Here is a 12,365-nt window from a genome sequence, read left to right as displayed (position 1 = left end):
TTCTTTATTACGTCAGTACCAAATTCAAAAGACTTTTCCGCTTTGGGATCAGGTCCTATTCCTGGTATTAAACTAGCCAAAGCAACCCCTTTATCAAAGTTAGTCGAGCACGGATCTGAGAATGTTCTAAAGAAATCATATATGATCCATCCAGCAAAGATTAATGGGAATGGGAAGTGTCCTGACGGATCATTGTAATAAGCCAGATTGTTATACAAATATGAATATAGATTTAAGCTTCTAGGATCTGTGATATCGCCTGTATACGTATCCCGAGTTAAAAATCTATCTATTTGTGGTATAATCTCTACGTCTTCACCCATTTAACGATCGTAATATTCTCCCCTGTATAAATACGGGTTATTTTATATCATATAGGAATAGAAAGAGATAGTTATATCCTTTTTAAAACAATTAATTCATTAGTCAATAGTTCTATAAATAGCAACCCTGAAAAGCAACAGCTAATCAGGGTTAAATAATAGTTATATAACTGAATTTCTACTAATATCAAATATATCTATGTCTTTTTCTTCAAATAAGTCTTCTAACGCTCCTGTTCCTTCTCTCTCCGTAAATAATAACTCTTTTGTAGAAATTGGTACTGCAAGTAACCATGTAACTTTCTTATCTGTAAAGTCTAACGGAATAAGTTTTTCCCATAAGAAAGGTGAAGTAAATAGTACATGTTCCATCTCACTATTTGGATAGTACATTCTTACTACCCCTTTGAATATTTTACCGTGAGTGATAGGTAACTTTGTATTTATAATATTAAAAGCACATGTAGATAATACATTTGGAAAGAGTTTAAACATGGTTGCACTAGTGCCTACAATTTCTACTCGCAATGGCTTTTCATCAACTGAGTATCCAATTGAATAATCAGATAAACCAATTGTAGAATAAGAAGTAACACCCTCATAAGATTGATCTATAGTCGATAATATATCAACATTGCTCATGTTATTTTCATCCCAATATTTTGATACACTGGGTTTCCCTCCAAATGCTTCTAAAGCAGTTCTGGCAATAATTCTGTTCGCTTTAGTAACTGTCATACTAAACCTCCTATAATCATAATTAATTGTTAATAGCCAAAATAAACGATCGTCCCTCGAAAAAATACAACACAATCTTTATCTTTCCTGTTGCTAAACTAGTAATTTTATTACCCAACCTACCTTTTATTGCTACGAGCTTTGTCATCTCTCCTAATTTTCGTTATCGTTCAGTTCATTCAATTGTTAAAACGATACTACATGATGGTATTACCGTCACGAGTTATTAATTTCAAACACCTCATTTTTCAATTTATCTCACTCTAAAATCATCCAGATTTCCCTTTTGTTCACTTGTGGCTGCAATTCTATTTATTACCAATTTTAACTTTACGCCCTTTGTCATCTAGTTTACAGTTATAAACTGCAGTTGTTTAATTTTAATGTCAGCCAGCAATTATACACACCTAGACTATATATGCTAAGTATTATTGTAAATTTAGTAAAATAAAAAACCATAAAAGAAAATTAATCTCTTACGGTTTCATTTGTTTCTTTCTCTTCAAGGTTCATACTAATCGTTCCTACATTCGTTAATGTATCCCATCCCTGTTTCTTTAATAGGGAGTCAGAGACTTGGCTATATCTACTTACTGCTAAATCTTTAGGATTCACTAAATGATCTTTCACCAGCTTAATAATACCCTTTAGTTCGTTATTTTTAAAAATTAGATTTGCCAGTTTATCATCAGCTCCTAGACAGGAGTACTGAATTTCCTGCTTTATATCTTCAATATCGTTAGATGACTCTTTAGGGTCTTTCTTATTAATCCATAGATAAGATCTTGCGGAAATATTGAGGTAACTTTTTTCTATTCATAATTAAATTCGACGTACACGACCGTTAAACTTCTTTTTAAAATAGCCTTTCGTCATATCTGCATAAGCGACCCCTGACTTGCCTTGGCAACCTAAGAACTTCCCGTTACCTGCGTAAATTCCCACATGTCCGTCTTTCTTATAGGTATCAAAGAATACTAAGTCCCCTGGCTGCATGTCACTCACAGCTACAGCTCGTCCTTTGTTTTTGAGTGTTTCGGTACTGACCCAACCACGGTTACCCAAGTCTACTCCTATTTGTGCATAGGCCCAATGAACAAAGCTACTACAGTCAAATAAGCCATTGTTAATATCTGTTTTTGTGCGTCCACCACCGAATTTGTACACAGTGCGTCCGATAAGGGTTGATCCCGCTTCTAGGACGCTTGAATGACTCGTGACTGGTGTGGTGGGAATTTGCTCTGCTGGTGAAGTTACCTGTGTCGGATTAGGTTCTGGAATAGATGGAGTAACGGGTTGAGTAACTGGCTTCGTGACAGGATTCTCCATGGGAACGGACACTTGAGCACTTCTTATTTCTCCTACCTTCTGTTACTGTTGACCTTCTGATGATTTACTCATTTCTATAACCTCTCCTTTTACAATTTCGATTTGTTTAATTTTCTTCTTGCCTTCCCTTCTTTTGTTTTTTTTCTTTCATTTAGGCTTTTGCGGTAAATCTTAATAGTTGTTGGTAAGCCTGATACTTGATGCACAGCCATGGAACTGCTAATGAAGTCTTTAAAGCTTTTTGATGCCAGCAATATCAATATGTTTAAAATTCCTATATATACCTTTCTTACGCCATTTATACCCTCATCAGTCATCGTTTAAAGATATTTTAAATGAGATTGTATTTGATTAAATTTTATGTATTGTAATGTTCTTCTCCTATTTTATGCTAAGAATATTTCATGTTTGGTTTGTCTACAAAGTAGAGTATTTTAGAGAGATAATTCTCTTTTTTTTCATCACTAGTCAAATCTCTATTAACATATCTTAATAAAAATGTAAAATAATATAATTTTAGTAATAAAAAGTAATATTTTATGTAAAAAATGTTTACTTTTACATTTAATGGGTTTATTATATTGAAGTAACATAAAAATGTGCAAGTAAAGCACTAAGAATTAGGGGGATTTACATGAAAAAAATCGGTACATTTAAAAAAGGATTATTCGCAATATCTGCTACAGCAATAACGCTTGGAGCACTAGGAGCAGGAGCTGCTTCAGCTTCTACAGCACCAAAAACAGCAGTGACTCAAAAGCATGAATTAACTCAAAAGCAAAAAGAAGGTTACTACAAGAAATATGCTGAAATAATTAAAGCAGTAAATGCAGCAAATCCAGGAAAAGAATTAACTCTTGTTCCATTTAAGCAATTTAAACAAGAAGATTGGGTAACACCTGAACAATTTAAAAAAATTGCTACTGAGCGAGTAAATATGAAACTTTCTGTATCAAAAGGAAGTAATAAAACTTACTCTATGTCTTCCGTTACAAAAACTAAATCAAAAACTATTAGTTCCCACGGTGTTTCTAGATCTATTAATGTGACAGGTAATTTTAATACTTCATATGATCAAGATAGACGCCGAAACTTTTTTGTTTCGTGTAATTCAATTACTACAAAATTAGAAGGAACAGGTAGTTGGTCAGTATCTGGAACTACTAAAGAGTTAATTGATAGCGGGCGTACATATGCTATTACTATAGGTGGTAAATATACGTTAAACGGCATTTCATCTAGTCATCAACTTTCCTTGGAGTTCTATTGTAATGCCGATGGTTCAGTAGGTTAATCTTTATAAAGAACATACATAATCAAAATGATTTATGATTTGAGATATGCTCTTAAACTATTCACTGATCTTTGGAAGACATATAAATTTCAAAGATCAGTGATAGATAAAAAAGAGGTTCAGAATAACCTTTTAATAAGTGCTTTTTAAGTTAAAGATCTGCAAAATAAAAAAACAGACATGTTCTTAAGTCAGCATGTCTGTTTTTTTATTTGCGGCCTTTTGAAATTATTATATTATTCCTGCTTGTACTAAACATGCAAGTGAAGATATTAAACATGCTTTTTTCCCCTAGATTAATAAAGCTAAGATTACAGTATAAACAAGGTTTGTATGGATTGCTAATACATAGTTTACTTTATCTTGGTACTTGTAATTACAAATGGCCATGGTCCAATCACATTCCTTTTTCAGTTTGTTCCCTGACAATTTCAAGTAAGGCGGCCTTCAAGAACTTTGCGGTATGAGCCCCCATTAAGCCACGATAGATACGAATACCCAATAGCAACGAGCTAATCGTTAAGACAAAGAGCGTCGCGTATCCATTTGTGAGAGAGTAACTGTAACTGAACCCAATGACGATAATTAAGCTTTGGATGATATGGGATATCGTATACTTTTTTCGAATTTGATCGATTTCCCCATCCATTGCGAAAATATTCTTGGTTGCTTGAGCTTTCGATAACATCGTCAGGTACAGTTCTCCTTGAAACTCTTTGTCACTAAACCATCCCAATGCAAAGGCTGCCCCGATGCATAGGATCAATGATCCTAGTAGTGGGTACAAAAAGAGTGAGAATAAAAAAGAAATACCTAAAACAGCTCCGACAAAAAAAGGAGTGGCGATAGGTACGACGAGTGGATAAGGCATTAGATTTTTTAGGTCGGTTTGTATTTGTTTTTGACGTTGGTCCATTTGATTCACATGTCCCTTCTCTGTACGATCTTATTTTTCAATAATATCCAATACATACAGTTTATAACATGTGATGCATCCATTCAATAAATTGCGTTAAATATTTATTTAGCGCGAAATGCTTAGCGTTTCTATTCGAGTAAAAATTAGATGGAAGCTAGAATAAGCTCGAAGGAATTTTTCTCATAGAAATAGAAAAATGAACCGATTCCGAAGGCAATACAACCTAACAAGACATACAGTATTCGATTAGGCTTCTTATTGACCATTCGGTGCAACACCATGGCTGCGGAACCAACTAAAAGTGCAAAAATAGCTAAATTGAGCACAGAACCACTCTCCTTTTCGTTAAAATGACCACAAACTTTTGAGACATAGAATAACGCCGACAACGGCGAGTATATTGAGCGCGTAATTTAGATAAGAGAGGGCTTGAAATCGTGTGGATTCACTATTTGATCCATCATCAATGGTATCAATAAGGAAAAAGTTTGATGAGAAACCAACGATGGCAATCAACATACCGAGTAAAAACATTTGCTTCGCCCTCCTTCTAAAAATAGGTGAGGGCTTGAAAAGCCCTCGTGTGTAATGGATTGATGCTTACTGCCCCCAGCCAGACGGTACATCGGTGCTTCCTGTAGTAGCTCCTACAAATCGTGATACCACGTTTCCAAAAGCGGTAATAGCCCCTGTCTTAAAAATAAGCGCTACGACTAGTCCGATAACGAGTGACCAGAAGATCCAAGCCCCTTTATCACTTGTTTCATTTGAGCGTGTGTTGAGTAACCAAGACATCACCTTTACCTTCGCTCGCTTTGCTTGATACGTAACAGCTCCTGTTAAATTCATCGTTTTTTCCATTCCCTAATCTCCTTTTTCATTCATTTTTAGGTGGAAAGAAAACGAAAAAAGCCCACAAAACATAACTAACCGCAGTTAGCTATGATTCATGGGCTTATCCCTTTTCTAATATTTACCTGTCTCTATTATAATAGACAGTTGAAAAGGTGGCAAGACAAAATTTGCTAGAATTCAAAACAAACTTAATTGCTCTAGTGAATTGATCGAAACAATTTCTTTCTCTTGTTTAAGAATCTTTTGTACACGCGGTTCTTTGCCATTATGAAGCTGATAGGCACGGCAATAGGTGGAGACGATTGGATCACTATGAACACAATCTCGTCGTCCCATATCGCATTGTTGCCAGCGGCCACAACAGGAGAAAGACGTCGCAAAACCACTCGTTGAAATGGATACTTTTCCACTCATCCTTCATTCCTCACTTCCACCTGGTGATGTAGCTTTATGTCGAGGATATTCTTCGCTAAATAATGCAAATAGTCTTGAATATCCTGATTATAATAGTCTAAATACACCAGTTGTTTCTTGATCTCCATCTGCAACCGAACGTCTAGATTGCTACAGATGAACGCTTGAATCGATGAAGTGGACAGCTTATGGCTCTCTCCATCAATGTAAAAAGTCCACGTTTCTTCCCCTAATTGTTTTTCTCGGAAATAGGTCTGAAACCAGTTTGATAGATACTCATTCATTAGTTTTATCATTGTTCTTCCTCCATTTCACTAAAGGAAAATAGGTCGTATTCGTCGTTCTCACAAGGTGCATACGCATACTTTCCTTCAAAAAATGCGCTCTCGGCTGCATGGATCGGAAGGTTACTTTGTTCTCTTACGAATAAGGACGTGACATAGGGATTGTAGTAAACAGGCTCAAAGCCGTTTGGACAATTCCCTTCTAATTCTTCCAATGTCCCACGTACAAAGGCATGCACGCGCTTCCGTTTTTCGCTTACGGTTTTTTGACGTCCACTCTCGGATACTTTGAATGTGACATTTGATAAACGTACACTACTACTATGACAGCATACTAACCCTGTCTTGCTATCTCGAACGGAGTAAAGTCCGTTTTGATTAAGATTTCTGTATACATCTACTGTAGCACCAATTTCGATGGTACGCCCCTTATATGTTTGGATCATATGCGATTCTCCTCTTCGGTTTTTTTACATAAAAAAGCCGATAATGAATCATTCATTATCGGCTTGAGCCACTTCCTAGTTAATAGGATTCATTTAGGTCATGATGATCTTATTTCGCAAGGCGCTTATCAAAGCCCATTAATTCATTAACTTCTGCATCGATTTTTTTGAAATCAATGACCTTTTGATTGCGTTTCGATGAGGTATGATCCTCTTCGAGTCTAGACTCAGCTGCATCTAATAATTGGTTGGCTTGAGAGACAAAATACTTCATTTCCCCAACAGATTGAGCGCAAATAATTTTTTTCTCCACTTTTTCATATTCCGCACGTTCAGAATCACTTAACTGAGAGCTAAGAGAAAGAACCCCGTGAGATTCCATTTCCTTTGCAACCACTTGAAACGCTTGGTTCTCATTGATTGTCAGATACAAGGATTCCGTATTTCGAACGTTTTGAATAAATGTTTTGTAAAATTGTTGATTGGCGCCGCTTACACGTAAATTTCGTTCCCAAAGAGTCAGTAACTCTTGCTTACAATGGCTATCGAGCACCGCTCGTTCAATGTCACCATTCATTTTGCCCTTTAATATACGTTCACGAATAAGCATTCCTAGCACAAAAAAGATCACAGAAAAAAAGATTGTATTCAACATCATAATTCCTCCTAATGGTTTGGTTGTTATTTACTCTTAAATACAAAAAAAGTCATTAACAATGGTTTGTTAATGACTCTAATCACTCTACATATGTAGTTATTCTAGTATGCATAAGTTTCCGTAGTAGAGTTTTCATCCTTAGTAAGACGAATCTCTTCCGTAGCAGAGTTTTCATCTTTAGCGAGACGAACTTCTTCCCTAGCGGACACTTGATCAAATAATTTCTCAATTTCATTCGTGTAATAAAGAACTTCTCCTCTGGAAGTTGCATAGGTTAGTTCTTCGTATAATTCGTCGTACTGTTTTTTCTCTTCATCAGTGAAAAGATCAGTAAGTGTAAGATGACCTTTTTCTTTTAACTCTTGTTTAAAGTCATTAAAAATGGTCTTATGATACAATACTTCTTCAGCAGTATCCGCGAATTTTACGTTATCACGAAGCTCAAGGTATTTCTTTTCATCCTCTGGACTCATTGGCATTTTCATACCTCCTATACATCCTGTTATTCCCATTATAGCATGTAGGATAAACTTGCAAAAGAGAGAAGGAATTAGATCCTCTTCTCTTTTGTTATTATCGACGACGAATCTGTTGATTTCGGTCATCTAATTTCTCTTTGCTATCGGCTTTTAATTGCTCAAGCGATAACTGGCGATTTAATAACACTGTTTCAGCGGATAATCCAGCTAAGATTGAGATCCCCATTAATGTTCGAAGACTAGTTGTCTCAGGAACTAAATAAGTAACAGCAAATACAGCCGCTGTTGATCCAGCCAAAATATCAGCTAAAAACCCTAAGAAAAAACTTTTTGGATTCTTCTTTCTTCTAGGAAAAATAATGGACTTGTTATTACGCATGATATGCGAAACAAAACCTGTTATTCCCCCAATAATAGCCGCATAAATGATTGTTTGTAGCATACGCCTTCCCCCTTTCTCTAAATTTGTGCAAACACAAAAAAAGCGATCTTTGGAGGAATTTTAGACACACGGGTAGTGTGTAATAAAATTCGATCCAAAGATCGCTGTGTTTGTTAGGTAAACCGCTAACCAAAAATGGTTGCAAAAAAAAGATAAAAATAGTTACTCTATTAGTATACGGTACTTTGACTTCTATTTCATCATTTTTCTTCTAAATATGGATAAATTTTCTCTAAAATCCACTCTTCCATGGTTTTTTCATCCTTTGCTGCTACTGTTCGTAATGTTTCTTTCAACTTGGAAGGTAAATAAAGAGCGACTGGTGTAATGTCGGACACCAATTTAATTTCTTCATGTTGTAAGGTTACTTCGCCTTCAATTACACACTCTTGTAATAAGAGTAATTCTTCATGAATTAAATCCACAGATTGGTCTTGCTTTGAGAATGCCAATGAACACGGTTTTACATCCAAAAGGATCTCTTCCTCTTTTTCAACCAACATCATATTCGCAATGCCAATTTCTTTGTAAAATCGATCTAAAACCTGACAGACAATATCCGATAGATGACGTGGTCTTGGGAAAGAAAAGGAAATCGTACCTCGTCTCGCTATATAAGGGATCGTTGAAAATGTATAGAGAGGCTCAAATTGTTCATTCTCTAGCTCATTTCTTGTTAGGACGCGGTCATGACTCGTTTTAAGTTCTACCTCTTCGTCTTCTATTGCAACTATTCGTCCAAATTCACGTGTTTGAGGATGAATAAATGGTTGATAAAGAGCGTAGGAACGATCTTTAGTAATAAACCGTTTAACGTGAATGGTTTCTTCGTTTGAAAAGCGCTCGAGCTCTTCTTCTGAAATAAAGTTCAGGTTTCTTCCATTATAATAGTGCTTTGTTGCGTGTAGCTTTCCTTCACGTATGTATTTTGCAACGGTTGTTGGATGTATACTTAGTCGCTTACTTACCTCACCGGTTGTTAGTCCTGGCTTATCCTGAGCTTTCTGTAAGGAGAGCACGTCTTCTCGTTTAAAATGGTTGCGATGATAAATTTTAGATTTAAAGTGATGAACAGGTACGAGTTTCTTTTCTCTTACATATCGATAGATACTGGCTCTTTCAACCCCTAATAAATCGGCTGCTTCCTGTGTATCTAGCAATTTCTTATCTTGACCACTGTGGTCCATAATGAAAACTCCTTGCTACTGTGTTTACTCTTATTTTATCCAAAAGCGTCCAAATTTGCGATAGGAATCTATCTTTCCTGCCCGTTGTAATCGATAAAAGCGGGATTTAACGGACTCTTCACTTCTACCCAGAGCCATGGATACGGACTCAATTCCATCAAAATCATAGAATTTCGCAATGTATTCAAGGTCTGATTCATGCCATCTCTTATTGGTGTGTGGAAAGAAATCCCCCTCCTCATAACGTTCTGTAGCTAAATCGGGAATGTTACGTAATATTTTCTTTTTCAACTCTATCACCTACATTAATAATTTAGAAGTCAAAGTATATTTTTATCGGCTCACCTTCTGTGGGACTTAAAGAGGTAGTCAGCAATTCATACAAATGTACTAGGAAAAAATGTAGTGGTATTGGTCAACGTAAGAAACATTCCACAAAATCTATACTAGAGGAAAAAATCACCTTCTTTCTCTGGTGAAATTTAGACTTATTATTTTTTTCTATATGAAAAAAAATCAAGATGATATACTTGTTGTTAATGTATATTATATTGAATACATAATAATATATATATAGTTCTATATACTCAAATAATAGACTGTTATTTTATGATATAATGAATGTGATAGATAATGACTAGTAGGATCATATATGTATTAATAACAAATGGGTAAAGTATGAATTAAAATTAAAATGGAGGTGGATGAAAATGGAAAACAGATTACCTCAAATAAAAATGAACAAAATGGAGAAAATAGCCCCAAAAGATATCGTTACACACTTAATCGGCCCTTCATATCGTGAAAATATGGAGTTAAAAAAGTACGAAACGGAACAATTTTGTGATGAACCATTCGCTCAATTTACTGATATGGAGATGATTTACTACTTTTTGCATCAAGAAAGGGATATAAAAGAGGAAAAAAATCGGCGAGAAAAGACCAAGAAGGAGTACGCTAGTACGTTAGTGAGCTTCTATAAGCAATTACACACGTACGAAGAAACCCTTAAAAATGATGTACCCGATTATCAAGAAGGATCGATTCTGAAAAACATTCGTCCTCGACATGTGAAGGAATATCAAAAGTGGTTGTCGACCGCTCCACTAGGCCGCAATGGACAACCTTACAAGATTACAACGATTGCGAAGAAGACGATTATCTTAAAATCGTTTTTGCAGTTTCTACATAAAAGTGGGTACTGTACCCACCGATTACAAGATGCGCTGCTTTCGGCATCGATCCGAAGAGATGACCTTCCAAACCGGGATCTCTCGTACAATGAGACCCAGCAAATTATTGATTATTACAAAGAGCACCCAATTAACTATGCGTTGCTGTTACTCTTAGCAACCACTGGGATGCGTGTACAAGAATTGGCCACGGCTAAATGGAAGGATTTAAAATACGGGAACGGAGAGTACTGGCTGCACATCATTGGAAAAGGGAGAAAAGAGCGAGATATTTACCTGTTTGGGTATGTCTTTGAAGCGCTTTGCACGTTTCGAAAGATTAGAGGATTGTCCACGACATTAAGCGCTCAAGATGAAAGTCCCCTGGTGACGACTTACACCAATAAAGCGTATAATTACACGTACCTTTCTCATTATGTATCCAAACTGGTACGTCGGACCAATCTATCTTTTTTGCAGCATCATGATACGAATGTGACCGCTCATACCTTTCGTCACTTCTACGCGATTCATTCGTTGGAAAAAGGAGCGGATTTGTTTAGGGTTCAGCAGACGCTAGGTCATGAATCTTCCAAAACCACGGAGATTTATGTGGATCGATACTTGAAGAAGAAGAACAATGCTTCTCTATTATGGAAGCAGGACGAATTTTAAGATAACAAATACAAAACAAGCCTCCACTAATGGAGGCTTGTAAAACAACTACTTCATCTTTTTAAAGATGCTTTGATATTCTTTTGGAACAGAGTGTAAGTTCGTATATTTGGTTACTTTATTATGTTCTGTATCTAAGATAACATATTTCTGGTCACCCTTAACCAAAAGCAACTCTTTTACTTTTTTATAAGAAGAGATCTTAGAAATAATCTCTTCTTCAATTACTGGTTTATAATCCACAAGAGAGATATAATCCTCAGTCCCATCGAACCCTTTCATAATTTGGTAACGACCATTATCTGAAGATTCTATTGTATCCTTACCCTCTGCGTACTTTGGATTATTATTGTCTTGTTGACAACCTAATAATGAGATTAAAAAAGCACTTGTTACTAATAAAAGAGTAATTCTTTTCATTTTCTCACACCTATATTATTATTTTGCTGCTGATTCCTGAAGTCTCAATATGTAATTAATCAGTAAATCTCGGTTGATAAGCTTTACATCATTCGCTTTTGCTAATTCAATCGCAGGGTTTGTGAAATAATTATTGGTAACAACCCAAACAAAGTCAGCTTTGTAATAAGACTGCGCTGTTTTAATTTCTTGAATCGCTTTTACCCCAACCTTTTTGCTATAGCGCTTAGCTTGTACAATAATTTTTTGGCCATCTTTTACTAACACAAGATCTGCTCCAAAATCTCCCGAAGCCTTTGTTACTTCTGATTTATATCCTTGACCATCAAATAATTCTTTCAGATAGTGTTCAAAACGATGTCCTTTCATTTGATCAATCTCATTAATACCAGATCTTCTTAAACGTTCACGTTGTTTGGCTGCACGATAAATTCCTGTAAAGACAAATAGAGCGATAAGTAGAAAGATAGTAAAGATACTTAGAAATATAGAATCCGTCCAGACATACATTAAAAAGAATATGAAAAAGCTGAGTCCAATAAACAACTGAGCAATTGGATCTTCTTTCTTCCGTCTTCTTTTAGCCATGTTGCCCACCTTCCCTTCGAGTTTAATTGTGCTAATTTAACAAGGCGAATAATAACGTATGAAGATCTCTTTTAGAGGTTGAAATATATGAATAATATTTGCTCTGCTTGCAAGAATTACTTCTAATAACTTTAAATAATGA

General features: G+C 35.7%; 19 protein-coding genes. 2 read left to right on the top strand and 17 right to left on the bottom strand.

Annotated elements, in window-relative coordinates; translation table 11 throughout:
- Positions 1–485: 485 nt before the first annotated feature.
- The 3 genes from IE339_RS23980 to IE339_RS23970 form a co-directional block, all read right to left on the bottom strand.
- Entirely contained in the window at positions 486–1,061 is a 576-nt protein-coding gene (locus IE339_RS23980; protein ID WP_242176472.1) for a suppressor of fused domain protein, read from the bottom strand.
- A 468-nt stretch (positions 1,062–1,529) separates the two neighbouring features.
- Positions 1,530–1,691, bottom strand: coding sequence for a hypothetical protein (locus IE339_RS23975; RefSeq protein ID WP_242176471.1), 162 nt, complete (start codon positions 1,689–1,691; stop codon positions 1,530–1,532).
- 192 nt (positions 1,692–1,883) lie between these two features.
- Entirely contained in the window at positions 1,884–2,390 is a 507-nt protein-coding gene (locus IE339_RS23970) for a C40 family peptidase (protein ID WP_242176470.1), read from the bottom strand.
- A gap of 634 nt (positions 2,391–3,024) precedes the next feature.
- Here IE339_RS23970 and IE339_RS23965 point away from each other — a divergent pair.
- Positions 3,025–3,684 (top strand): hypothetical protein, encoded by a 660-nt coding sequence (locus IE339_RS23965; RefSeq protein WP_242176469.1) that lies wholly within the window; start codon positions 3,025–3,027, stop codon positions 3,682–3,684.
- A 397-nt stretch (positions 3,685–4,081) separates the two neighbouring features.
- Here the strand turns inward: IE339_RS23965 and IE339_RS23960 are convergent, their stop codons facing one another.
- The 12 genes from IE339_RS23960 to IE339_RS23905 form a co-directional block, all read right to left on the bottom strand.
- Entirely contained in the window at positions 4,082–4,609 is a 528-nt protein-coding gene (locus IE339_RS23960) for a hypothetical protein (RefSeq protein ID WP_242176468.1), read from the bottom strand.
- Between the two features lie 137 nt (positions 4,610–4,746).
- A complete protein-coding gene (locus IE339_RS23955) occupies positions 4,747–4,929 on the bottom strand; it encodes a hypothetical protein (protein ID WP_242176467.1) in 183 nt (60 codons plus the stop codon).
- Between the two features lie 19 nt (positions 4,930–4,948).
- The gene (locus IE339_RS23950) at positions 4,949–5,137 is read right to left on the bottom strand and encodes a hypothetical protein (RefSeq protein ID WP_242176466.1); all 189 of its coding nucleotides are present in this window, start codon (positions 5,135–5,137) and stop codon (positions 4,949–4,951) included.
- Positions 5,138–5,203: 66 nt separating this feature from the next.
- Positions 5,204–5,464: a hypothetical protein gene (locus tag IE339_RS23945; protein WP_053403478.1), complete on the bottom strand. Its 261-nt coding sequence runs from the start codon at positions 5,462–5,464 to the stop codon at positions 5,204–5,206.
- 171 nt (positions 5,465–5,635) lie between these two features.
- On the bottom strand, positions 5,636–5,872 hold the full coding sequence (locus tag IE339_RS23940; RefSeq protein WP_242176465.1) for a hypothetical protein: 237 nt from the start codon (positions 5,870–5,872) through the stop codon (positions 5,636–5,638).
- Positions 5,869–6,168, bottom strand: a complete 300-nt coding sequence (locus IE339_RS23935) for a hypothetical protein (protein ID WP_242176464.1) — start codon at positions 6,166–6,168, stop codon at positions 5,869–5,871. The genes IE339_RS23940 and IE339_RS23935 overlap by 4 nt, the downstream gene beginning before the upstream one ends.
- Entirely contained in the window at positions 6,165–6,602 is a 438-nt protein-coding gene (locus tag IE339_RS23930) for a hypothetical protein (RefSeq protein WP_242176463.1), read from the bottom strand. Before IE339_RS23930 ends, IE339_RS23935 begins: the two co-directional genes overlap by 4 nt.
- Positions 6,603–6,711: 109 nt before the next feature.
- A complete protein-coding gene (locus IE339_RS23925) occupies positions 6,712–7,260 on the bottom strand; it encodes a hypothetical protein (protein ID WP_242176462.1) in 549 nt (182 codons plus the stop codon).
- A 101-nt stretch (positions 7,261–7,361) separates the two neighbouring features.
- The gene (locus tag IE339_RS23920; protein ID WP_053403485.1) at positions 7,362–7,739 is read right to left on the bottom strand and encodes a hypothetical protein; all 378 of its coding nucleotides are present in this window, start codon (positions 7,737–7,739) and stop codon (positions 7,362–7,364) included.
- Between the two features lie 94 nt (positions 7,740–7,833).
- Entirely contained in the window at positions 7,834–8,181 is a 348-nt protein-coding gene (locus IE339_RS23915) for a DUF4257 domain-containing protein (protein ID WP_053403486.1), read from the bottom strand.
- A 200-nt stretch (positions 8,182–8,381) separates the two neighbouring features.
- Positions 8,382–9,368, bottom strand: coding sequence for a helix-turn-helix domain-containing protein (locus IE339_RS23910; RefSeq protein WP_242176461.1), 987 nt, complete (start codon positions 9,366–9,368; stop codon positions 8,382–8,384).
- Between the two features lie 30 nt (positions 9,369–9,398).
- A complete protein-coding gene (locus IE339_RS23905; protein WP_053403488.1) occupies positions 9,399–9,659 on the bottom strand; it encodes a hypothetical protein in 261 nt (86 codons plus the stop codon).
- Between the two features lie 419 nt (positions 9,660–10,078).
- Here IE339_RS23905 and IE339_RS23900 point away from each other — a divergent pair, with 419 nt between their 5' ends.
- Positions 10,079–11,215: a tyrosine-type recombinase/integrase gene (locus tag IE339_RS23900; RefSeq protein ID WP_242176460.1), complete on the top strand. Its 1,137-nt coding sequence runs from the start codon at positions 10,079–10,081 to the stop codon at positions 11,213–11,215.
- A 48-nt stretch (positions 11,216–11,263) separates the two neighbouring features.
- Here IE339_RS23900 and IE339_RS23895 read toward each other — a convergent pair whose 3' ends face one another.
- Together IE339_RS23895 and IE339_RS23890 are read right to left on the bottom strand one after the other, a co-directional pair.
- Entirely contained in the window at positions 11,264–11,635 is a 372-nt protein-coding gene (locus IE339_RS23895) for a hypothetical protein (RefSeq protein ID WP_242176459.1), read from the bottom strand.
- An 18-nt stretch (positions 11,636–11,653) separates the two neighbouring features.
- The gene (locus IE339_RS23890) at positions 11,654–12,223 is read right to left on the bottom strand and encodes a restriction endonuclease (RefSeq protein ID WP_242176458.1); all 570 of its coding nucleotides are present in this window, start codon (positions 12,221–12,223) and stop codon (positions 11,654–11,656) included.
- Between the last annotated feature and the right edge of the window lie 142 nt (positions 12,224–12,365).

Origin of the sequence: Priestia koreensis (assembly GCF_022646885.1) — a bacterium.
GTDB lineage: Bacteria > Bacillota > Bacilli > Bacillales > Bacillaceae_H > Bacillus_AG > Bacillus_AG koreensis_A.
The sequence above is the reverse complement of the archived record's forward strand: the minus strand, read 5'-3'. Positions and strand labels throughout refer to the sequence as shown.